The organism is Candidatus Defluviilinea proxima (assembly GCA_016721115.1).
Lineage (GTDB): Bacteria > Chloroflexota > Anaerolineae > Anaerolineales > Villigracilaceae > Defluviilinea > Defluviilinea proxima.
Window position 1 is genome coordinate 273,931 of record JADKIW010000001.1, and the last position, 21,779, is coordinate 295,709.

Below are 21,779 nucleotides of genomic sequence, written 5' to 3' on the forward strand. Positions count from 1 at the left end.
ATGACGTTCAACGAATTAAACAGCGTCGAGTATTTCATCATTCACAATCTAACGGGCGTGAACTTGAACAACGCACACGGCGGCATGGTTAAGGAAGAATCCATTGGATACGGTGATGTAAAGTGGAAATATGTTCAAAGCGAACTTCTCCAACGTGAAATCACAGATGTATTCGTTGAAAAAGAATTGATAAACGCTCTATGCAGAATCAATCCTGAAATTGCGGCACAGCCTGAATTTGCTGATGAAGTCATCCGCAAGCTTAGGGCAATTCTGCTTTCAGTAGGGAATGTGGGTTTGGTACGCGCTAACGAAGAATTTTCAAAATGGCTCAGGGGTGAAGTTAATTTACCGTTTGGAAAAAATGAACAGCATGTTCCGGTTCGATTGATTGATTTTGAAAACATTCACAACAATTCTTTCATTCTCACCAATCAATTCAAAATTCATGCAAGAGAAACAAAAATCCCCGATATTGTCATGCTGGTTAATGGGATTCCTTTGGTTGTGGGCGAAGCCAAAACACCTGTCCGCCCTGCTGTCAGTTGGTTGGACGGCGCACACGATATAAATGTTGTGTATGAAAATGCCGTTCCGCAGTTATTCGTTCCCAATGTCTTTTCGTTTTCTACCGAAGGCAAGGAAGTTTTCATAGGCGGCGTGAGAACGCCTTTAGAATTCTGGTCGCCTTGGCGAATCGAAGAAGAACGAGATGAAATCACCCATTTTGCGGGCTTGCAGGATGTTGCCAAGCAATTAACGCATTTACTCAAACCGTCCACATTGCTGGACATTCTGCAACACTTTACCATTTATGCTACCGACAACAAGAAAAAGAAAATCAAAGTGGTTTGCCGTTATCAGCAATACGAAGGCGCAAACATGCTTGTCCAACGTGTGCTGGATGGTGAAATCAAAAAAGGATTAATCTGGCATTTTCAAGGGTCAGGTAAATCCCTGCTCATGTTGTTTGCCGCTCAAAAACTCCGCAAGGTGGAAGAACTTGGCAACCCCACCGTTTTGATCGTGGTGGATAGAATTGATTTGGATACTCAAATCACCGCTACGTTTAATTCCGCCGATGTGCCAAACATGGTCACAACGGACAACATCAAAGAATTGCATGATTTACTGGAACGCGACAGCCGAAAAATCATTATCACGATGATACACAAATTCAAAGAAGCGTATCCCGAAATGAACAAGCGCGATAACATCATCGTGATGGTGGATGAAGCGCACCGAACCCAAGAAGGCGATTTGGGGCGAAAGATGAGAGCCGCTTTACCCAATGCCTTTTTATTTGGTCTCACAGGCACGCCAATCAACAAGGCTGACAAAAATACCTTTTGGGCTTTTGGCGCACAGGAAGATTCCAACGGCTACATGAGTCGCTATACGTTTCAAGAAAGTATCCGCGATAACGCTACTCTGCCCCTGCACTTTGAGCCGCGCTTGCCAAACTATCATGTTGATAAAGAAAGTTTGGATATTGCCTTCAAAGAAATGGCAAACGAACTTAACGAAGAAGATAGGGACAAGTTAAGCAAAAAAGCGGCAAGCATGGCGGTTTTTCTAAAATCGCCAGAACGTGTCAAGCAAATTGTTCAGGATATTGTTGAACACTTCAACAAACATGTTCAACCCGAAGGTTTCAAGGCAATGATCGTTACACCTGATCGCCTTGCTTGTGTTCAATACAAAGAAGAACTGGATAAATTCCTGCCTTTTGCAGCCAGCAAGGTGGTTATCAGCACTTCTGCAAACGATGAACTAGAGTTCAAACAAAAGTGGGGTATGGATAAAGACCAGCAAGAAAAAGTTGTTGAAGAATTCAACGATGCCGACTCTCCCTTGAAGTTCCTTGTTGTAACTGCCAAATTGCTTACTGGTTTTGATGCGCCAATTCTTCAAACAATGTATTTGGATAAATCGCTCAAAGACCATACGCTGCTACAAGCCATTTGCAGAACCAACCGATTATTTCCCAACAAAACCTTTGGGCGCATTGTAGATTACTTCGGCGTATTCGATGACACAGCTCAGGCTTTGGCATTTGATGAAGAAACTGTAAAGCTGGTTATTACCAATCTGAAAGAACTAAAAGACAAGTTGCCGCAAGTCTTGGCAGATTGTTTGGCTCATTTTGCTGGCATTGATAGAACCATTGAAGGCTTTGAAGGTCTGCAAGCCGCGCAAGAATGTATCAAGACCGATGAAAAACGGGATGCCTTCGCCAAAGATTTCAATTCTCTATCCAAACTTTGGGAAGCCCTCTCGCCTGACGAAATCTTGAATAAATATCAGAAAGAATATAAATGGCTTTCGCAGGTCTATCTTTCCGTAAAACCAACTTCTGACGATAACGGCAGATTACTATGGCACGCTTTAGGGGCACAAACTACAAAGTTGATTCACGAACACATCCATGTAGATGGAATCAGTCACGAAATGGAAGAAATGATTTTGGATGCCAAAGTGATTGACGAACTGATGAACAACAAAGACCCCAGAGAAGCACAGCGGGTAATGAAGATTCTAATCAGCCGCTTGATGCGGCATGGGAACGATCCGATTTTTATTGCTTTGAGTCAACGCCTTGAAGCCTTGCGCGCCAAAGCTGAACAAGGTCTTATCAATAGTATTGAATTTATCAAGCAATTATGTGAAATTGCTCGTGATACAGTTCAAGCTGAAAAACAAACTGATACTGTTGATGAACGCAAAACCGCCAAAGCGGCCCTTACTGAATTATTCCTTGAAATGAAAACCGACCAAACACCTGCAGTTGTGGAGAGAATTGTTAACGACATTGACAGTATCGTAAAGTACGTCCGATATGATGGCTGGCAAAACACAACAACAGGTGAAAAATTAGTAATGAAAGAACTAAGAAAGATATTGTGGGTGAAATATCCAATCAAAGATGAAGATTTGTTTAATAGGGCTTACGCTTACATTCGAGAATACTACTAGAAGCTGCAAGGGGAGACGGGAGAGAGGTTTTGTTCGAACACACCCCCTCCGCCTTCGGCACCTCCCCCAAATCCGACAATGTGAATTTTGAATCCGCAAACAGACTTTTTCTTGTCGTATTTGGGGGTACCTAAAGGTATGCTTCGCGAAGGCTGGGAGGGGGTGTGAGTTTCCAAGTCAATGTTTTGTTTCAGAAGGCATTCGCTTTTCCCCTTGATGGGACATAGGAGAGGGGGTAAGATTTTGACCTCACCCCTAACCCATCTACCCTAGTAGGTACACGCCCTGAAGGAGAGGGGAATCTATCCAAACAATTTTACAGAAACAACTCAAGACAACGGAGGATATTCATGAAAGACGGAACCTGTCCAAAATGCGGCTCGACAGAAATCATGACAAATTTACCTGTTCCTGACAACAGAAGTCCTCTCATTGGTAGGGCCCCAATCCGAGTACTCGTAGAAGAGCCAAGGCCTGCTATAGCAGATCCCTTCTGGATGAGTGATGGAGCCTCAGGTCAATTACAGGCGTATGTATGCAGTCAGTGTGGGTATACAGAGTTCTACACAGACAACTTTGAGAACATGTATAAAAAATATAAACAGTTTGGGTTGGATCAATAGCTTGGTCGTAGTTGATTTCCCTTTGCAGGAATCAACCATCCGCATTCGGGCACATATCAAAAAGAAGAGGACAGTTTGTCATCTTCTTTTTGATTGAGCAACTATGGAACAGTCGCTTATTTCAAATCCTCGATGGGAACGATCAGAGGTTCGGTATCGGGGCCGTTGGAACAATAACAAGTCTGCACAGGGTCACCAGCGGGAGGCGATATGCTGGTGTAATATCCCCTGCTCTGACAATATTCGCCGCACAACCTGGAGTTTTTATCCTCATTCACAAAATCCATGCCCCACTTACAAGAGAACACAAACAAGATCAGTGTGATCCCCAACAACACAAGGGGCAACCAATTATTTAACTCTGGCATTTGTTCAAATTGCCTACCGACCAAATACCCAATGAAGGTCAATATAAACCACGTCACTATAAAGATCATGACGAGGATGAGCAAAAAATCCATCTCAGAAAACGATTGTGAACTCCAAAAGAGTTCATAAAGGTTAAGGAAAACATTATAAAGTTCAAGAGAAACTGGCAGGGAAATCAAAAAAGCGGAAAAAGCGAACAGCAGTGTATATACGTATCTTTTTCTCATAGTAACCCTCCGAAAATTTATTTGCGGTAGAGTGCAATTCCATTTAGCACTTTCCGATGATGCGTACACGGATCGTGAATGTATTGTACGCTTTACTTTATGGAATGATCAGCGCAACTTTATTTTTGGTCAGGAAGCGTTCTTCAAAAGCCTTGGCCGATAGTGGCGCTGAATAGAGAAACCCCTGCCCCAGGTTACATCCCATTTCGGTCAACTCCATGGCTTGTTCTTGTGTTTCAATCCCTTCCCCAACAACTTTCAAACCGAACGCTTTTCCCAGATCAATCATATTGCGAACGATCGCTTTGTCCCTTTCATCGCTCACAATCCCCTGCACAAAGGATCGGTCGATCTTCAATATGTCCACGGGGAATCTTTTTAAATAATTCAAGCTGGCATACCCAACACCAAAGTCATCGAGCGCCATGCGCACGCCGATATCTCTTAAAGCAGTCAAGCGGGACATTGTCGTTTCTGAATCTTGGATCAGACTGCTCTCCGTAATTTCAAGGACCAGCGACGAGGGAGCGATCTGGCTGTAACTTATGGCATCTTGCACATCTTTCACCAATTCACTGGAGTGAAGCTGGCGTGCTGAAAGATTTACGCTCAACGAGAAGGATGATAAGTAACCATACTTTTGATTCCAGGAATGAATTTGAAGGCTGGCTTCCCGTAGAAGCCACTTCCCGATATCAATAATCAGCCCCGTTTCTTCTGCCAAGGGGATGATGTCGGTGGGAAGGATGAGTCCACGGCTGGGATGATTCCAGCGAAGAAGCGCTTCTATTTCAACGATCTGATATCCAGAAAGGGAAAAGATCGGCTGATAATAAACCTGGAGTTCATTATGTTGCAGTGCAAAGCGAAGCTCCGATTCAAGCTCGAGGCGCGCAATCGCCCGGTCGTTCATGTTGGCATCATAAATGGCGTAACACCCCTTCCCCTTTCCCTTTGCTTCATACATGGCCAGGTCCGCTTTGCGTAATAGATCTTCGGGGTCATTCTCACCGGGGAAGCTGATGGCGATCCCTATACTGCAATTTAAATACAATTCCCTGCTCTCGATCAAAATCGGTGCTCGGAAGACATTCAAAATACGGCGTGCGATCAACGTAATTTGATCCAGAGATCTTAAGTTCTCGATCAAAATGGTAAATTCGTCTCCCCCCAATCGGGCCGCCAGATCCTCCGTTCGCAGACAAGTCAATATTCGGCCAGCGACGCTTTTAAGGACGCTATCTCCGATCTCATGTCCCAGGCTGTCATTCACGATCTTAAAGTTATCCAGATCCAAAAATATCAAAGCGACAGTATCAAGGCTATCCTCTGAGTAGGCAAGGACGTTTTGCAATTTTTTGATAAAGAATGTTCGATTGGCTAACCCGGTCAACGTGTCTTGAAACGCCAGGTTCTCCAACGTCTTCTCTACTTGCTGGCGTTTTTTCAATTCCTGGCGGGCTTCTTGATAGAGTCGTGCATTCTCCAAAGCCGCAGAAATTTGACCCGCATACAGCTTGGCTATTTTTAAAGCATCAGGTCCAAATAGGATCGTTGAAAAACGTACGGCAAAAAGTAATCCCTTTAGCTGACCACTAATAAAAATCGGTGTTGCAACCAATGTTTTTATATTCTTATTCCCATCAGGGATCATCTGAGGTGGAATATAGAGAGGTTCATGATCCACAAAGTATTGGCCTTGTAAATAATGCCCGGCGAGTTCTTTCCAGACCGAGTGCTTTAAAGAATCGACCCCATCGCGATCCACGACAAAGTCATCTTTATCCACATCCAACACTGCCAATACGCTGGCATCGGCTCCTATAATTGGATGAAAGCTTTGAACCGCGTCAACACAAATGGCAAGCTGGTCCAGGTGATGGCTGATCTTTCGGCTGATCTGTTCAATTTGCTCAATTTGAATGCTACGTTGTGCCTGCTCGATCACCAGACCAATACGATACGACATGGTCGTCAGAAGCTCAACATCATTTTTGTCAAACGGATGGGAACGGCAACGCGCTAAAAACAATACCCCGCGCACAGTATTACTGCCTGCGATGGGAATACAGACAGCCGTCTCAATATCCAACTCATGAAGATGGGATTCGATCTTAGGGTCGGTTTTCGCCAAGGGGAGCAAGATCGGTCTTCCCGTCTCCATGGTTGTGATCACATAACCATCTTTTTCTTCCGAGAACCGATAATGAAGCATATCTTCTGGGATCCCCAGCGTTGCCAGCGGGGAAAAAGATCCGCTTCCCACTGGATCGAGAATGACAACAATATCGGCTACAAACAATTCCGAGAGCGTTTCCAATAAACGATCAAGTAAGCTCTGTATGGGGGCAGGCTCACTCAAAATAGTAAGCAAGCGAGTAAGACGCGTGGTGTTAAAAACAGCTACCTGCGCGGCCTGAATAGCAGTATCTCGTTCAGCACGGATAGACTCCATGGTCTCTCGGTACGTCACCGTCTTCTGTTCCCCAGCCAGGGATCGTGCTGATGAGTTCATTTTTTTGTTTATCATGAATCATCTATAGTGCTATCACAGTTAACGTCGCGTTATGGGTGGATAACACACCTGCCGTCCGGGCAAATTCCCCACAACAGTAAACGCCAAATATTGGGACGTCTCCTGCCGCGAGCTGTAATCGTTGTGCTTCTTCAGATTTGCGACCCCGAAATACCATTGCACGAGCCGCACAGCTAAATGCCAACAATACCCCTGGTTCTTCAATCGTTTTCAGGGAAGCGTCAACCACATCTTCCACAACATCCAAAAGCGTGCTTGCATCACCAGACATGACTTGAATAGCGCTTCCCACTGGAGGGACACATCCCTGAATATTTAACACACCCTGATCGTTCTTTGAGCGAGCCACACGGATCACAGAAGTGGAATCCGATTGAAGCAACCCAAATGGATGAAAGATCGAGACATCCCAGAACTCTTCTTGCGTCAGCTCGCCGGGCTGTAATCCAAGCTGATCTTCGTACACCTGGCTGGCCGGGCGCCCAGAAATTTCAATGATCTGCGTACCTTGTGCGCGAGTGACCAACAATGGAATCCCCATGGGTTTCCATCCATGGCGGGTGACAACCTGTAATGGATGATCAGAGGCGATCCAAAGGGCTATCGCGCCTCTCTCCAAAACTTGGTCGTTATGGAAGACGCATGGTCGAATAAATTTTTGGTCATCACCGGCCGCTCCACCCACAATCGCCACCTTCGGGCCTGTGATGCGATACACCCCACGCATCAATTCTTGAAGATCACCAAGCATCGAATCGGCAAATAACAATACTGCGGCATAAGGACTCGCTCCCGCCATTTCTTTTGCTTTGCGTGTCACAATTTGCCCAGCTTGGTTAAGATCATCCTTGATATCGCTCAATGTCCCGACGCCAAAGCGATACTCTCCAGCCGTTAATGCCAACACACCAACCCCTGCCCCAATATCCAGATGTGTGCCTTGAATAATTTCGCCTGAACTGGTTGACCCAATTAAGAGTGCATCTCCCGTAATGGTTCTAATCGTAGAGAGTAAGACAGGCAGATCATAGTTTGGGGTTGTAAAAACAAGTACCAATGCTAGTGCCTCCCCATTTAATGCGCTCACCGCTGTAGTAGCGGCCTCTCTTGCCGCGGTGGATGTGTCACGAGCGGTACTATAGCCTGTCCCGGCCTTGATTTTCATATTCCTCCTGAGAGTCAATTCTGCTGAAGATAAGAGTCTAAAGTTAAAAAGTGAATCGTTTTCATTGCAGTTCGATCAACACTCACTCATAACTATTTAATAAAAGTATACCAAAAGTTAACATAGCAACCGTTCTGAGCGAGAATTTTAGCGACGCTTGTAATGAGATTGATAGCCCGTTTACGCAGATACCGCCTAAAAAAAAAATAGACAAGTTCTATCTGAATCGGTTGACAGTGACCTTGTGGTCGAAATATCGCGAACGAGGGATTAAATTGCCCATCGCCTCACCCCTTCTCTCAATAGGGCTTATCCACATATGGGGATACCGCCAAAGCAGGCACATCGAACGCACACTATAGGCAGAATATAGGCACCCCCAACCCCAAAAAACACTATCCATAAAAACACCCCCACATATGGATGTCAGCTTTCTCGGTTCTTCGCCAGCGGTTTGAATATCCGCATGAATTACAATACCCCTCATAGACAACCCAAATCAAAGCAGGAGAAAACTTTATGGTCACAGATGCAGAAATCGGTGCGTTGCGGATGCGTGTTTTAGAGTTGGAAGGTCAGGTCGCATTTTTATATCAACACCTCGGCGTTACCTACATTCCCAAGCCAGGTCCCGAAGCAGACCCACGAGTGATCGAACAGATCAAAAAGGGCAACCTGATCGAGGCCATCAAGATCTATCGCGAGCTGAGCGGTTCGAGCCTTGCAGAAGCCAAGTCCGCTGTGGAGAAGGTCAAAGCCCAATTGGGGATGTAGGCTCCCGTTCAATACTCATCCGTCTGTGGGCAAAAACTGTGCTACACTGAATAGGCAATACATAACAGGATCCCTGTCGCACCCCTTGGCCGCTGACCCTTTTATAGGGTCGGCGGTCATTTTTATTCCGGCACAGCCGGGCACGTGCCCCTTTGGGCAGAAAGAAGCAATACAATGGATGTAAGAATTTACGTAGGCAACCTGAACAAGTCCACCACACAGGATGAGATCAACACCCTCTTCGCCACCGCTGGAACCGTCTCTTCAGTAGAAGTCGCCATGGATAAGGGCACCGGCAAGTCGAAGGGCTTCGCCTTCGTGTCCATGTCCTCACAGGCAGAAGCCGATAAGGCCATCGGCATGTTCAATGACTATGCACTGGCCGAGAGCAAGCTCAAGGTCAACGTAGCCAAGCCGCGCGCCCTTTAATACCTGACGCATCACTGTACCCTTGTTCCACTAGGGATAAGGGTACAGTTTTAACTATCGCGATCCATTCATCATCGGGGGGAAACACAGGTCCATCGGCAACCTTCGCACGAACCAACGGCAGTAAAGGAAAACAACATGAACTCACAAGAGATCGTTCAAACCCTTATGGATGCGATCCAGAAGGGTGACTTCGATAAAGCCAAGACCCTGCTCTCGGATGACTTCCAATTCAGGGGGCTGGTCCGCAGGCCGATCAGCGGCAGGACGTGGTTGAAACTGGGCGCAAGTCTACGCATGGCATTCGCTGGTCTCAATTACCATTTCAAAGTAGAGAACTCCAAAGGCAACACCGTCAACACCACATCACAGATGAGCGGTAACAACCGTGGCGCTTTTGATCTCACAGGTTTGCACATGGGCGTGGTCTCTGCTACACACAGAGATTTCTCCACCGCCATTGAGAAGATCACAGTGACAGTCAGGGATGAGAAGGTCTTATCCTGGGTTGTCGAACCAACCGAGGGCGCAGGTTTGATGGCGATCCTCAAACAGCTTGATGTCAAATTGCCAGCCATGTAGCGGGTTGTAAATCCACTTCACAGCCATCCACATTCTAAAAAACAAAAAGCCGCAAATAATTTGCGGCTCATTTTCTTGGTGCAAAGAACACTAACTATGCTTTTGATTTATTGACAATGTTCCTGCTCTTTTCAAGCAGGGAGGTTACTTCCTGAACGGCTTCTGCGAGCGTCACCCCTTCCACCATGGCCCATTCTTCACACAACACATTCTGAGTCTGGCGATAGAAACCCGCGATCGTTCCGTATAACGATTTGTGTTCGCCATACGCATACAAGTCTCGGACAACCTCACATTGAGCGCGGATCGTCCCTTCTTTGAGACGTTCTGCAAGCTCCGATTGACGTGAGCGCGAATCTTCGGTCAAAGGCGAGGGACGCGCCACCAGAACCTGGCGACAACGCGCGATCTCCTTTCGGTCCGCAAGCTTACGCAGACCAAACGCAGGCGGATCAAGCGGTACCCATAGAGTACTCCCGCCCGGGATGGAGATCTCGTAGTACTGGCGCTTCGCTCCAGACCCGAATTCACGGTCCTCCAATTTGACAACTTTCCCCACTCCATGTTGTGGATGGACGACCTGGTCACCGATCTTGAACATCATCAATTGAGTATTAACGTCGGTCTCTTCCACCGCCGCCGCGCTGTTGCGGGCGTGGACCATTACGGTTCGGGCGGAAACCACCGCCACCACCACGTTCCTCACGCGGACGGGCGACGTTCACGGTCAACTGGCGCTCGGCCAAGGAGTAACCATTGAACATCGAAATCGCCTTTTGCGCTTCGGCCTGTGAGCTCATTTCCACAAAGGCAAAACCCTTCGAACGATTTGTCCCCGGTTCCTTGATCAAGGCAACCGAAACCACTCCGCCAGCTTGCATAAAAAGTTCACGCAAGTTATCTTCTGTGGTTGTGTAGGCCAAATTCCCAACGTACAACTTTGCTTCCATATTTACTCCTTTATGGATGGTACTTAAGAAAAAAAGCCGCCAACTCCTACTAGGAGTTTGACGGCGACATAAGCACGCTAGACCTTCTATAAGATAGAAGTGATTATATCACAGCGTGTAGTCCTCTTATCGGCGGCTTTAAAATCATGGTACACTGATGAAACAGTTTTAAATTAATAACTGGATTTGTGTGGTCCTCCAGCCGCCAACCCTGTTATGGGCTGGCGGTTCTACTTTTAATCAGCAATACCTTTTGTATCCCAATGAAAGCACAGGAAAATTGATCCAGATCATCTCGAACTCCCAGATCTACCAACCCATCAAACGAGTCTTTGATTACATCAGCGCGCCAGAGAACGATTTCCAATGGCAATATGGGACGCTGGCTTCCACCCGCATTGAAGGGAGCAATCCAGGGCTGGGAGCCTGCTTCCAAAGCACAGGTCATTTCATGGGGCATCGCATCCAAAGCACCTTCGAAGTAACCGAATTCGAACCAAACCAGAAGTATGGCTTCAAGTCACTTTCGGGGCCGTTGCAATCCTACACGTCCTATGTGTTCGAGATCGCCAAAGGCTACACACAGATCAAACTCTCCATGCAAGCGAACGTGATCAACTCCATGGATTTCAACGAGGGCATCCTTGAAAAGAAGATGAAGAAACAATTGAAGGAAAACCTCGCCATGCTCAAAGAAATTCTGGAAGCTGGTTCATAACTTACTTACCTTGACATTCCTACATGCCATTGGTAAACTCCAAACGAAATTCATTCTAAAGAAAGGAGACGCGCGTTTTATGTTCAAATCAGCATCGGTCATTGTTTGCGATATCCCTCTGGGCGCGTCTCTGCACAGCAGTTAAGCCAGTCACTTTGATTCGACTTTAATGCCACGGCGCGCCCAGCCCGTGGCGTTTTTATTTAATTGATAACAGCCGCGTCTATCACCTGCACATGCACTAGGTGCAAGTGTCGCTTACATGTTCACTGCGAAGACGTCTGTTCACACCAGCCACGGAAATATTTCTGTGGCTGTTTTTATTTTACAAAAGAAAGGAACAAATTTTATGTTAGCACAAGTAGCACAAGTCATTTACCTGAATGGAACCATCCCTGCCCGCGCAAGTTTCAATGGGCGTTTATCGAACAAACATTTATATACAACAATTACAGGAAACCCTGACAATGAATACAAACGACCAGGACGACAAGGGTGTCGTCTTTCGAAAAACACTCGGACGGTACACCGTCCATACAGAAGAGCGAGAACTCGATTGCGGCGTCTCGTCCCTCCTCCATAAACAACTCATCTACTCCACCGCCGACCCTACATCCATGCGGCGTACAGTGCAAGCCGTACGTGAACTGGACCACGTAGACCCCATCGCAATCGGTGACCGAGTCCGCTATGTGGATGCAGGACAAGGCCGCGGCATGATTACCGAGGTCCTGCCTCGCCTCTCAAAGCTTTCACGCCCCGCCGCCGTTACCGGTCAACGCATCTTCGAGCAAGTCATCGTCTCGAACGCAGACCTAGTCATCCCCGTGTTCGCCGCGACCAATCCCCCACCCAAGTGGGGTCTGCTCGACCGCTACCTCGTCACTGCTGAAGCGGCTGAGTTGCCAGTGCTGATCGTCATCACAAAGATGGATCTAGCCAACGGGAATAACAAACTCGATACAGAACTCGAAACCTATCGGCGCATCGGGTATCCTATCCGCGCGGTCAGCTCGGTCACTGGCGAGGGCATCGAAGAACTCAAAGAGACCTTGCAAGGCAAAATGTCTGTGCTGATCGGCAAGTCGGGTGTGGGTAAAACTTCTCTGCTGAATGCCATCCAACCGGGGCTGGGGTTGCGAGTAAAAGCAGTCAGCAACGGCGAGCTCGGCAAAGGACGCCACACCACAACGCACCTTGAAATGTTCAAATTGGATACCGGCGGAACCATCGTGGATACACCCGGGATGCGCGAATTCGGCTTATGGAATATCTCCCCCGATGAACTCGCCTATCTCTTCCCAGAAATGGCGGAACACGTTGGCCGATGTAAATTCGGCTTGAGTTGTCATCACGATAACGAACCCGGTTGCGCCATCCGTAAAGCCGTGATGGATGGCATGGTCAGCCCGCATCGCTACAAGAGTTATATGAACCTGCGGAGCGAGCTATGAACTACCATGCTTCCTCCTTTGGCGATTTTCGATGTGGACACTGCGGTCAGTACGTCACAACCGCACACGTCCTCTCAGGCGTCAATAACCGCAATCACTGTCCCTACTGCTTGTGGTCACGTCATCTCGATCTATATTCGGCGGGCGATAGACTGTCCGCGTGTAAAGGGCAGATGAAGCCCATCGGGTTGACCATGAAGAAGAGCAGGAACAAGTACCAGATTAAGTCCCGAGGCGAGCTGATGTTGATCCACGAATGTGTGGAATGCGGAGATTTATCCATCAATCGCATCGCGGCAGACGACGATCCTGATTCCGTTATGGAGGCCTTTCTCTCCTCTCAGAGCTTGAGTTTTCAAACCAACGCACGATGTGAGGTACAGGGAATCGTACTATTGAACGAAACTGCGGTTGTTCAGGCACAATTATTCGGTGAAGTTGTCCCTGCATAAGTGTAAATTTTAACGAGGCCTGCACAGGGGGCAGGCCTCGCACCGGGTGATACAATCACGGCATAGGAAAGGAGGACCTGTGGCGAAAATCTTATACATCGAAGACATACAGGACAACATCACATACGTTGAAAAGGTTGTCAAATCGCGTGGGCATGAGTTCTTCTCCGCGCAAAATGCTGAAACAGGGTTGGAGCTGGCACTTCAATCCAAACCAGATGTGATCCTGCTTGATCTGGGTTTGCCTGATGCAGATGGCCAGACGTTATCGGTCTGGTTGAAAGGCGACCCAGCACTCAGCAAGATTCCCATCATCGTTCTCACCGCCTGGCCCGAAGAAGTAGTGCGTCAGACAGTCAACGCCTACGGGCTGAACGGATATCTATGCAAACCATTTACATTGACTGCGCTCGTAACAATGATCGATTCCGTTTTGAACCCTAAATAAACATGACAGTTGAAATCATACCGGCTGACCGGTTCACCATTCAAGAATTGACAGACCTCTATAATAAAACAAGGGTGGACTACGTAGTGCCCATGCCTATGAATGCGGACAGGTTGGCTGAGTATGTACATGATTTCGATGTGGACTTGCATCACTCGTGTGTGGCGCGTGATTCCGAAGGTGAAGTGCTTGGCCTGAGTATGTTGGGGTTTCGACATGGGATCGCCTGGATCACACGTTTGGGCGTTCTGCCATCTACAAGGCGAACAGGCGCCGGGTCTGCATTAATGGACAGTATGCTGGAAAATGCAGGGAAGCTTGGCGCAACCGAGACACATCTCGAAGTGATCAAAAACAATGAGCCTGCCTATAAACTATTTCTGAAAAAGGGGTTTATTGAAACAGGGACTTATCTTGTCATGCGTCATGCGCCACGCCCTAGAGAAAATTCACTCAGAGGTGCTCTCACTTGGTTGACATATAACGAAGCCTTGGAAAAACTGGCTCAATATCCCAGGCACATCACGTGGATCAACGCCTTGGAATCCATGAGGAACTCACCCAATACAGAAGGGTTACATATCACATTACCGAACGGCAGTTCAGGTTGGCTTGTGTATCGCAATACAAAATTTACATTGAGGTCAACGCTCAGCCATTTGATCCTGCACACGGAACAAGGCGACCCGTTCGAGGTTGGCATGCAACTTCTGTGGCATCTCCATACGAAGTATTCCCATCATGATACCTATGCAGAAAATATTCACGAGGAAGACCCACACCTCTCTGCTCTGCAATTCCTCGGATATTTCACGAACTTCTCCCGAATAGAAATGCGCCGCCCGTCTACATAGCGAATTAAGTTCTATAATTGTTGAGAAATCACCATGAGAGGGCCCCATGAACGATATTCCTTCATCCAATCCATTTTTTCGCATTGATCTGTTAACCGGTTGTTACAACCTTGTCAGTTTTTCGAAAGCACTGGATGACAATTTCTATAACACAATGCTTGAGCCGGTCTCTCTTATTGCAGTGGATATGTATCAATTGAAGGGCATCAATCGGGATAAGGGCTTTGACCATGGAGATAGTCTTCTGCGCTGGATGGGGATCGCCATCAAAGACGAGACTCTATCCACCGTGTACCGCATTTCAGGTGACAACTTTGTAGCTGTTCTGATCGGGGGAAAACATAAAAAGCATGAGGCCACAGCCAAAAAACTATTCGATCGCTTAAACAGCGAAGCAAAACAATTAGAACTGGACCCGCCTGTTGCACGTATGGCGGTCATCCAATTCCCTGATATGGCTCCACTCAACCCGGCGGTTGTGTGGAGAAACCTGAACGAAAAGCTCGAATTGACAAAGGCTGAGAATCCATTCGAGGTCTTTCAGGCCAATACTTCTGAAGAAGACCAAGCCACACTTCACGCCATCGAACTTATGGCCAAACGGATCGAAACACTGGGCGGCACGCTCCAATACACCTTCAAGATCGCCTACACCGACCCGGTGAGCAACGCACCTAACATGCTTGCCATTCAACGCAGGCTCGAGCTTTCGCTGAGTGAAGTAATTCTGGAACAAGCGCAACTCAGTCTCTGCCTGATCGATGGGGATAGTCTCAAAAAATATAACAGTAAGGGATATCAAGCCGGGGATGATGTGATCCGCAAGATCACACAAACATTGGCAACCGCCCTGCGCCCCACAGATTTTCTCGGTCGCTGGCGCATGGGAGATGAATTCATTGTGATCCTCCCAGCCACTACAGTGGATCAGGCCGCTGTTGTGGCCGAAAGACTGCGCGAATCGGTGGAGACCGCATCACAGGCTTGGTTATTTCCCACTTCGATCTCGATCGGCGTTTCGTATTATCCAAAGCATGGATACACCGCGAATCAACTCATTGAGGCGGCAGAAGAAGCTTTGCTCATTGCAAAAGGGACTGGCAAGAACAAGGTGGTTGTCGCCACCTGATCAGTACGACAGATTTTTACAGTATATGATAGTGCCTGTGTAGACTCTGAGAGTCGCAATTGGATACTCTGATGAAAACCCAATTGGAGGCATTCTCATGAAGACCATTTCCATCTTTCTTTCGTTCATCAATGCATTACTGGCGGGTTTGCTGATCACCTTCAGCCTCTCAACAAATGAGTTCTTTCATATCGAAGTTTGGTGGTCACTCATCAAAATGGCCGCATTTCTATTGGTCATTATTCTGGGTGTGATCACATGGATCGCAAGTATGAACAGTTCCAATATCGCCACCCTATTCCTTGGCAGTATCTTGGTCATTGTGATCGGTGCTGTCATGATCGCATGGACATTCCACATTGCCATTGTCAACGGTGACATGGAATATCATATGGCCGTGTATGGAGCGAGTCTGATGGTGCAGGGCATGGCATCCCTGCTTGGGTTTGGGGAAGATGCCAGAAAAATGGCTGTATCGTAGATTTAAAAATCCCCGCGTTGAAGCGGGGATTTATTTTCTGAACCGTAAAGTTATTTTCTAGCGCATATTGTCGCGAAAGCTCAAGAGCATGATATAGGCTCGCAAAGGATTATCACGGTAAATCTTGGCTGTAAACTCATCCTGTAAAAACTGACTGTAGCCAGGTTCATTTTTGACAGCTGGATTATCCAAATTCTGAAATGCCATTTCCCACGAAGGGAACTGGCGAACCTGGATCTGTTCTTTTGAAATGATCATGACATCCTTATGACGAGGATCCTTTTTGATCTTTTCAAAAACAGCAGTGACCGCATCATCAGGGCCTTCCAGAACCTGCATAAAATTGCCACCTTTATATAGCAACATTCCAGAAATATTCCCTGACTCATTATTTTCGCGGCTGACCTTGAGGATATCCAGCAGTTCATTATCCTTCATTATCTTAACCGATGTACTGACGTAGATAAGAGAGAGCATATTTTTCTCCTTTTAACAATTATAGCTTTATTTAAAACACATCCAACCGGTCTTACGATTCTGATATGTACACGTCCATTCAATATTTGACTTGACAAGCAGGGCCGGGAACGTACAATAACGCACATTATGAAAATAATATTCATGCAACATTGCTTGTGTCCATGGCGGGGTTCGTAACCATCACCTGGACTTCCTTGGCAAATAAGCAGTCAACGAGTAAGGATGGTGGAACGACCCCGCGCAAAGATCATGCGCAGGATGTTTCGCTGTCCTTTTATTTTGTCCGTTGACTGCTTTTGATTTTTAATGGCAAAAGTATTGTGTAAGATAATGAATTAACATAACAACTTTAATATGAAAGAGGAAAAATAATATGTCATACGTACACCCCGAATACCTTGTAGATACCGAATGGGTCGCTTCACATGTCGAAGATCCAAACGTCCGCATTATAGAATCAGACGAAGACCCGTTGCTTTATGCCATCGGCCATATCCCCGGCGCCGTGCAAGTGGACTGGTTCAGCACGTTACAACATCCGCTGCGCCGCGATTTTCTGACGAAGGAACAATTTGAGAAGGTCGCTTCAGAGATCGGCATTACCAATGACACCACCGTCGTTTTCTACGGCGACAAGTCCAATTGGTTCGCATGCTATGCGCTGTGGCTCTTCCAATATTATGGGCATAATAACGTCAAGATCATGAACGGTGGACGACTCAAATGGGAAAAAGAGAGCCGTCCTCTCGTGAAGGAAGTTCCCTCGTACAAGAAAACAGCTTACAGCGCGAAAGAAGCGGATAAGTCCATCCGCGCCTTCCGCGATCAAGTGCTCCAGCAAAGCAACGCAAAGAAACCGTTGGTGGATGTCCGCTCACCGAAAGAGTATAGCGGCGAACTTTTGCACATGCCCAACTATCCACAAGAAGGCGCAACACGCGGCGGGCATATCCCCGGCGCGGTCAGCATCCCGTGGGCTACAGCGGTCAACGAAGCGGACAGCACGTTCAAATCTGCGGACGAATTGCGCGCGATCTATGAAGGCAAAGGGATCAAGTCCGATGGAGAGGTCATTGCTTACTGCCGCATCGGTGAACGTTCCTCGCTGACTTGGTTCGTATTGAAATACCTGCTCGGTTATCCCAACGTCAAGAACTATGATGGTTCATGGACCGAATGGGGCAACCTCGTGGATGCACCAATAGAAAAATAATTTTTGTAGGGACGACCAGCTGGTCGTCCCTACATGAGGCATCATGTCCCTTCCCAAAAAACTTCAAGAGATCGTAGATGACTTCGCCAGCATGTCACGTGAGGAAAAGTTGGAAACGTTGATCGCGTATGCTGAGTCATTTCCTCCACTGCCTGAACGATTCAAAGACCAACGCGACAACATGGAAGCCGTGCCCGAATGTATGACACCCGTCTTTCTTATCAGCGAACAAGAACCGAACGGCGGCATTATCTTTTATGCCGATATTCCTCCGCAATCCCCTACCGTACGTGGTCTCGCATCCATATTGCTTAACGGTCTCAATGGCTGCACGATGGAAGAGATCATCAGCGTTCCCGCAGATTTTTATCTGCCGATGAATCTTGCCGAGGCAGTTTCAGGTCAACGCCTGAATGGGTTCATGGGTGTTCTTGCACACATGAAACACATCGCTATTACTTCTATTAAAACAAGATAAGTTCTTTAAAATTACCTCTTGCAAAAATTCGGACATCATGTAAAATATAGAAAGTTCTCCCCGACCTGCCCCCCTCAGGCCGGGGAGAACTACTTAAAAGACAATTCACGGGGGATTGGGTACAATCAGGACATGAAACATAAACTCCTTCTTTTCATCACAACATTGATACTCGCCACACTCGCATGCAGTGCGGGACAAACACCCGCATCATCTCCGACAGAGGAGCCTGCTTCAACATCAACAAGCATCTCCTCCACTGAGATCTTTACACCAGTCCCTGCACCTACAGAGACTCTCACACCAACAAACACTCCAATAGAAACGTTTACTCCCGCTCCTACTGAAACGCCAACACAAACTCCCCTCCCCGTAGTAGAAGTTTTGAAAGCACAAGTAAACGCGGATAAACTCAGTTGCCGTTACGGCCCCGGCGCAGAATATCTTTACCTGTTTGCTTTCAATGGGACTGCAAACATCAAACTTGTTGGGCGTACCGACGCGAACAATTGGGTCTGGGTGGAAAATAAAGGAAAAAATAACACTAATAACAATTGCTGGGTGAACGCCAAGTTCCTAGAAATTCAAGGCGACCCCAAAAGCCTGCCCATTGTGTACCCCGGTTTGAAATTGCCCGTGTCTCCTTATTATCCCGGTCCATCATGGGCAAAGGCAACACGTGAAGGCAACACCGTTGAGATCACGTGGGAGCACATCCCGATCAGCCCCGGTAAATTTGCGGACGAACGTATGCAACAATACATTATCGAGGTCTGGCGTTGTGAAGCCGGGCAGATCATTTTCGAAACGCTTGGCACAAACTTCCCCGTTATCAAAGTGGAGAATGATGAGGCCGGATGTAGCACTCCATCCCATGGGTTGGTCTATCTCCAGGAAAAGCACGGATACGGTGGACCTGTTGAAGTCCCCTGGCCACCTCACGAATAATTCGATTTTCACATTCCAATACAAAAGAAAACATAATGACTACAACACAGACAAAAGCATCGACACTTCCCTATATCGCCACAGCGGCATATTATTTATCCTTCATCATTTTAGGTCTCACCACTGCAGTTAGCGGACCCAGCCTCCCTACACTGGCGGAGCACACATCCAGTGGATTGGATCGTATCAGTCTGATCTTCATATTCAGTTCGCTGGGTTATATCGTTGGTTCCTATCTTGGCGGGCTTGCTTATGATCGCATCCCCGGTCACAAGCTCATGGTTATGACCTTGCTCATCATGGCGATTGCCTCGGCATTGATCCCAATCTCGCGTTCGCTGACAATCCTTCTATCCGCTATGTTCCTCAGTGGCATTGCATCGGGCGCTCTTGACGTGGGATGTAATGCATTGATCATGTGGACCCATCGCGAGAAGGCAGGTCCGTTCTTGAATGGTTTGCACTTCTTCTTTGGTATCGGTTCGCTTATCGCACCGTTCTTACTTGGACAGATCCTTCCCAAAACAGGCGACATCCTTTGGGTATATTGGTCCTTCTCCATTGTGTGCATCCCAATAGCCATCTGGCTATGGTTCTTACCCAATCCGCCGAAGCAGGAACATTCAGAAGAACATAGCTCTGCCCCGTTTCCTCTTGTGCCGGTCTTATTAGTTGTAGTCTTGTTCTTATTCTACGTGGGTCTCGAACTCGGTTTTGGGAATTGGATCTACACCTACACAGTGACTCTCAACCTTGGCACGATCACATCTGCCGCCAACTTGAACGGTTTCTTTTGGGGCTCATTTACCCTTGGTCGTTTACTTGGTATTTGGGTCTCAACCCGTCTTCGCTCACGAACAATTCTTTTCGTGGATATCTTCGGTTGCGCCATCAGCATCGTCATCATCATGCTTTGGAAAGAGTCCAGTGTTGCACTATGGATTGGCACGATCGGGCTCGGACTTTCCATGGCATCCATCTTCCCAACATTTATTATGCTCGCCGGTGAACGGATGCAACTCACTGGAGCGATCACAGGCTGGTTCCTTGTCGGCTCTGGGGCAGGAGGCATGCTTCTACCTTGGTTACTTGGACAGATATTCGCCCGCACAGGCCCCCAAGCAATGACAACCGTATTGCTCGTTACACTTATAAGCTTGTTTTTGGTCCTTCTTGTGTTTATCAATATAAAAGCGCCACCATTACCCAAACCTGCTCCAAGCACAGATTAACCGTCAAATTTTCAAAATCCCGCCCCAAAGCGGGATTTTTTATTGAAATTCTTGAAGACGATATTAAAATTATAAAAGTTACTATTGACAATCACAATAATTAGTTGTAATATATCAAAAATAATCAATTCGAAATGAAATATTATTCTAGAAAACCTGCAATTTCTTGAAGGTTGCCTTAAAAAGGAGTTTATTATGTCTCAATTTGCTGTAGAAGCTCACCAACTCATTAAGAAGTTCCCCGCCCGCCCAGGAACCGGGGATAAGCCCATCGAAGGCGAATCAGCTCAAAGTCCCAAAAAGAGGCGAGGGCTGTTTGCGAAGAAAGAGCCTAAAGCGATGTTCACCGCCGTGGACGGAGTCGATATCCAAATCGAACGTGGCGAGATATTCGGCTTGCTTGGCCCGAACGGTGCAGGCAAGTCCACCACGATCCGCATGTTGTGCACGTTGCTTGAGCCCACGAGCGGCACGGCGCATGTGAACGGTTACGATATTGTGAAACAAGCCAACGATGTGCGACGCAGTCTCGGCACGGTGCTGGCTGGTGAGCGCAGTATTTATTGGAAGCTGACAGGGCGTGAGAACCTTGAATATTTTGCGGCGCTGTACCACATCCCCACTGCGATTGCGAAGAGGCGCGTGGAAGAGTTGATCGAGCGCATGGAACTCAAGGATCGCGCCAACGAACTCGTTGAAAAATATTCGACAGGGATGCGGCAACGTGTGGCGATCGCGAAGGCTTTGCTTGCCCGCCCGCCCATTCTTCTTTTGGATGAACCCACGCTCGGACTCGACCCGCAAGCTGCTCGCAATTTAAGGGAGTTGATCGCACAACTGAAGCAGGAAGGCCACACCATCCTACTGACGACTCACTACATGGAAGAAGCTGACTTACTCTCTGACCGAATCGGCATTATTGATACAGGCAAGATCATCGCGCTCGATACACCCGAAGGACTCAAGAAACGCATCAACCAGAAAGAGATTGTCCGCCTTGAGGTAACTGGCTGGCAGGAATATATCGGCGACAAACTGCGTGCATTATCAGAAGTGGAAAATCTTGTAGCAATGAGACAAGGCGAAGCCGATTTGTGGGAAGTGAACATGCAGGCAACGAATAGCCGAATGTTATTACCCAAACTTGTTGAGAGCATCAGCCAAAACGGAACAAGGCTCGTCAACATGAATATCGTCAAGCCATCGCTTGAGGATGTGTTCATCCATTTGACGGGCAAGGCGTTGAGGGATTAGGAGTTGA

The 21,779-nt window shown here is 47.3% G+C and carries 22 protein-coding genes; 16 read left to right on the forward strand and 6 right to left on the reverse strand.

Annotation, left to right across the window (positions count from 1 at the left end; genetic code table 11):
- Complete coding sequence (locus IPP66_01310) at positions 1 to 2,976, forward strand: HsdR family type I site-specific deoxyribonuclease (GenBank protein ID MBK9923905.1); 2,976 nt, start codon at positions 1 to 3, stop codon at positions 2,974 to 2,976.
- A gap of 739 nt (positions 2,977 to 3,715) precedes the next feature.
- On the opposite strand, the gene IPP66_01315 is transcribed toward IPP66_01310, so the two are convergent.
- The 3 genes from IPP66_01315 to IPP66_01325 form a co-directional block, all read right to left on the reverse strand.
- Positions 3,716 to 4,195, reverse strand: coding sequence for a hypothetical protein (locus IPP66_01315; GenBank protein MBK9923906.1), 480 nt, complete (start codon positions 4,193 to 4,195; stop codon positions 3,716 to 3,718).
- A gap of 97 nt (positions 4,196 to 4,292) precedes the next feature.
- Positions 4,293 to 6,710: an EAL domain-containing protein gene (locus IPP66_01320; GenBank protein MBK9923907.1), complete on the reverse strand. Its 2,418-nt coding sequence runs from the start codon at positions 6,708 to 6,710 to the stop codon at positions 4,293 to 4,295.
- Positions 6,711 to 6,732: 22 nt separating this feature from the next.
- A complete protein-coding gene (locus tag IPP66_01325) occupies positions 6,733 to 7,896 on the reverse strand; it encodes an FIST C-terminal domain-containing protein (GenBank protein ID MBK9923908.1) in 1,164 nt (387 codons plus the stop codon).
- Positions 7,897 to 8,415: 519 nt separating this feature from the next.
- Here IPP66_01325 and IPP66_01330 point away from each other — a divergent pair.
- From IPP66_01330 to IPP66_01340, 3 genes are all read left to right on the forward strand, one after another.
- Complete coding sequence (locus IPP66_01330) at positions 8,416 to 8,670, forward strand: hypothetical protein (GenBank protein ID MBK9923909.1); 255 nt, start codon at positions 8,416 to 8,418, stop codon at positions 8,668 to 8,670.
- A 174-nt stretch (positions 8,671 to 8,844) separates the two neighbouring features.
- A complete protein-coding gene (locus IPP66_01335; protein ID MBK9923910.1) occupies positions 8,845 to 9,099 on the forward strand; it encodes an RNA-binding protein in 255 nt (84 codons plus the stop codon).
- A 138-nt stretch (positions 9,100 to 9,237) separates the two neighbouring features.
- Positions 9,238 to 9,681: a hypothetical protein gene (locus IPP66_01340; GenBank protein ID MBK9923911.1), complete on the forward strand. Its 444-nt coding sequence runs from the start codon at positions 9,238 to 9,240 to the stop codon at positions 9,679 to 9,681.
- A gap of 94 nt (positions 9,682 to 9,775) precedes the next feature.
- Here the strand turns inward: IPP66_01340 and IPP66_01345 are convergent, their stop codons facing one another.
- The gene (locus tag IPP66_01345; protein MBK9923912.1) at positions 9,776 to 10,345 is read right to left on the reverse strand and encodes a hypothetical protein; all 570 of its coding nucleotides are present in this window, start codon (positions 10,343 to 10,345) and stop codon (positions 9,776 to 9,778) included.
- A complete protein-coding gene (locus IPP66_01350; GenBank protein ID MBK9923913.1) occupies positions 10,296 to 10,631 on the reverse strand; it encodes an RNA-binding protein in 336 nt (111 codons plus the stop codon). Before IPP66_01350 ends, IPP66_01345 begins: the two co-directional genes overlap by 50 nt.
- 190 nt (positions 10,632 to 10,821) lie before the next feature.
- Between IPP66_01350 and IPP66_01355 the strand changes: the two genes are divergently transcribed.
- From IPP66_01355 to IPP66_01385, 7 genes are all read left to right on the forward strand, one after another.
- Positions 10,822 to 11,349 carry an SRPBCC family protein gene (locus IPP66_01355; protein MBK9923914.1) on the forward strand — a complete coding sequence of 176 codons (528 nt, stop codon included), beginning with the start codon at positions 10,822 to 10,824 and terminating at the stop codon, positions 11,347 to 11,349.
- A gap of 467 nt (positions 11,350 to 11,816) precedes the next feature.
- Positions 11,817 to 12,803 (forward strand): ribosome small subunit-dependent GTPase A, encoded by a 987-nt coding sequence (gene rsgA, locus IPP66_01360; protein MBK9923915.1) that lies wholly within the window; start codon positions 11,817 to 11,819, stop codon positions 12,801 to 12,803.
- Positions 12,800 to 13,255: an RNHCP domain-containing protein gene (locus tag IPP66_01365; GenBank protein MBK9923916.1), complete on the forward strand. Its 456-nt coding sequence runs from the start codon at positions 12,800 to 12,802 to the stop codon at positions 13,253 to 13,255. The genes rsgA and IPP66_01365 overlap by 4 nt, the downstream gene beginning before the upstream one ends.
- A 79-nt stretch (positions 13,256 to 13,334) precedes the next feature.
- On the forward strand, positions 13,335 to 13,703 hold the full coding sequence (locus IPP66_01370) for a response regulator (GenBank protein ID MBK9923917.1): 369 nt from the start codon (positions 13,335 to 13,337) through the stop codon (positions 13,701 to 13,703).
- A gap of 2 nt (positions 13,704 to 13,705) precedes the next feature.
- Positions 13,706 to 14,557, forward strand: a complete 852-nt coding sequence (locus IPP66_01375) for a GNAT family N-acetyltransferase (GenBank protein MBK9923918.1) — start codon at positions 13,706 to 13,708, stop codon at positions 14,555 to 14,557.
- A 46-nt stretch (positions 14,558 to 14,603) separates the two neighbouring features.
- Positions 14,604 to 15,686: a diguanylate cyclase gene (locus IPP66_01380; GenBank protein MBK9923919.1), complete on the forward strand. Its 1,083-nt coding sequence runs from the start codon at positions 14,604 to 14,606 to the stop codon at positions 15,684 to 15,686.
- A 97-nt stretch (positions 15,687 to 15,783) separates the two neighbouring features.
- Positions 15,784 to 16,167 (forward strand): hypothetical protein, encoded by a 384-nt coding sequence (locus tag IPP66_01385; GenBank protein MBK9923920.1) that lies wholly within the window; start codon positions 15,784 to 15,786, stop codon positions 16,165 to 16,167.
- Between the two features lie 57 nt (positions 16,168 to 16,224).
- On the opposite strand, the gene IPP66_01390 is transcribed toward IPP66_01385, so the two are convergent.
- Entirely contained in the window at positions 16,225 to 16,644 is a 420-nt protein-coding gene (locus tag IPP66_01390; GenBank protein MBK9923921.1) for a BLUF domain-containing protein, read from the reverse strand.
- 376 nt (positions 16,645 to 17,020) lie between these two features.
- Here IPP66_01390 and IPP66_01395 point away from each other — a divergent pair, with 376 nt between their 5' ends.
- From IPP66_01395 to IPP66_01415, 5 genes are all read left to right on the forward strand, one after another.
- The gene (locus IPP66_01395) at positions 17,021 to 17,860 is read left to right on the forward strand and encodes a sulfurtransferase (GenBank protein MBK9923922.1); all 840 of its coding nucleotides are present in this window, start codon (positions 17,021 to 17,023) and stop codon (positions 17,858 to 17,860) included.
- A gap of 43 nt (positions 17,861 to 17,903) precedes the next feature.
- Positions 17,904 to 18,338: a SufE family protein gene (locus IPP66_01400; GenBank protein MBK9923923.1), complete on the forward strand. Its 435-nt coding sequence runs from the start codon at positions 17,904 to 17,906 to the stop codon at positions 18,336 to 18,338.
- A 132-nt stretch (positions 18,339 to 18,470) separates the two neighbouring features.
- Entirely contained in the window at positions 18,471 to 19,286 is an 816-nt protein-coding gene (locus IPP66_01405) for a hypothetical protein (protein ID MBK9923924.1), read from the forward strand.
- Between the two features lie 35 nt (positions 19,287 to 19,321).
- The gene (locus IPP66_01410; protein ID MBK9923925.1) at positions 19,322 to 20,518 is read left to right on the forward strand and encodes an MFS transporter; all 1,197 of its coding nucleotides are present in this window, start codon (positions 19,322 to 19,324) and stop codon (positions 20,516 to 20,518) included.
- 195 nt (positions 20,519 to 20,713) lie between these two features.
- Positions 20,714 to 21,772, forward strand: a complete 1,059-nt coding sequence (locus tag IPP66_01415; protein MBK9923926.1) for an ATP-binding cassette domain-containing protein — start codon at positions 20,714 to 20,716, stop codon at positions 21,770 to 21,772.
- Positions 21,773 to 21,779 lie beyond the last annotated feature (7 nt).

What these genes read in the sequence shown, in the direction of transcription:
- IPP66_01310 (MBK9923905.1), top strand. Translation starts at nt 1, where the DNA reads ATGACGTTCAACGAATTAAACAGCGTCGAGTATTTCATCATTCACAAT.
- IPP66_01315 (MBK9923906.1), bottom strand. Translation starts at nt 4,195, where the DNA reads ATGAGAAAAAGATACGTATATACACTGCTGTTCGCTTTTTCCGCTTTT.
- IPP66_01320 (MBK9923907.1), bottom strand. Translation starts at nt 6,710, where the DNA reads ATGAACTCATCAGCACGATCCCTGGCTGGGGAACAGAAGACGGTGACG.
- IPP66_01325 (MBK9923908.1), bottom strand. Translation starts at nt 7,896, where the DNA reads ATGAAAATCAAGGCCGGGACAGGCTATAGTACCGCTCGTGACACATCC.
- IPP66_01330 (MBK9923909.1), top strand. Translation starts at nt 8,416, where the DNA reads ATGGTCACAGATGCAGAAATCGGTGCGTTGCGGATGCGTGTTTTAGAG.
- IPP66_01335 (MBK9923910.1), top strand. Translation starts at nt 8,845, where the DNA reads ATGGATGTAAGAATTTACGTAGGCAACCTGAACAAGTCCACCACACAG.
- IPP66_01340 (MBK9923911.1), top strand. Translation starts at nt 9,238, where the DNA reads ATGAACTCACAAGAGATCGTTCAAACCCTTATGGATGCGATCCAGAAG.
- IPP66_01345 (MBK9923912.1), bottom strand. Translation starts at nt 10,345, where the DNA reads ATGGTCCACGCCCGCAACAGCGCGGCGGCGGTGGAAGAGACCGACGTT.
- IPP66_01350 (MBK9923913.1), bottom strand. Translation starts at nt 10,631, where the DNA reads ATGGAAGCAAAGTTGTACGTTGGGAATTTGGCCTACACAACCACAGAA.
- rsgA (MBK9923915.1), top strand. Translation starts at nt 11,817, where the DNA reads ATGAATACAAACGACCAGGACGACAAGGGTGTCGTCTTTCGAAAAACA.
- IPP66_01365 (MBK9923916.1), top strand. Translation starts at nt 12,800, where the DNA reads ATGAACTACCATGCTTCCTCCTTTGGCGATTTTCGATGTGGACACTGC.
- IPP66_01375 (MBK9923918.1), top strand. Translation starts at nt 13,706, where the DNA reads ATGACAGTTGAAATCATACCGGCTGACCGGTTCACCATTCAAGAATTG.
- IPP66_01380 (MBK9923919.1), top strand. Translation starts at nt 14,604, where the DNA reads ATGAACGATATTCCTTCATCCAATCCATTTTTTCGCATTGATCTGTTA.
- IPP66_01385 (MBK9923920.1), top strand. Translation starts at nt 15,784, where the DNA reads ATGAAGACCATTTCCATCTTTCTTTCGTTCATCAATGCATTACTGGCG.
- IPP66_01390 (MBK9923921.1), bottom strand. Translation starts at nt 16,644, where the DNA reads ATGCTCTCTCTTATCTACGTCAGTACATCGGTTAAGATAATGAAGGAT.
- IPP66_01395 (MBK9923922.1), top strand. Translation starts at nt 17,021, where the DNA reads ATGTCATACGTACACCCCGAATACCTTGTAGATACCGAATGGGTCGCT.
- IPP66_01400 (MBK9923923.1), top strand. Translation starts at nt 17,904, where the DNA reads ATGTCCCTTCCCAAAAAACTTCAAGAGATCGTAGATGACTTCGCCAGC.
- IPP66_01405 (MBK9923924.1), top strand. Translation starts at nt 18,471, where the DNA reads ATGAAACATAAACTCCTTCTTTTCATCACAACATTGATACTCGCCACA.
- IPP66_01410 (MBK9923925.1), top strand. Translation starts at nt 19,322, where the DNA reads ATGACTACAACACAGACAAAAGCATCGACACTTCCCTATATCGCCACA.
- IPP66_01415 (MBK9923926.1), top strand. Translation starts at nt 20,714, where the DNA reads ATGTCTCAATTTGCTGTAGAAGCTCACCAACTCATTAAGAAGTTCCCC.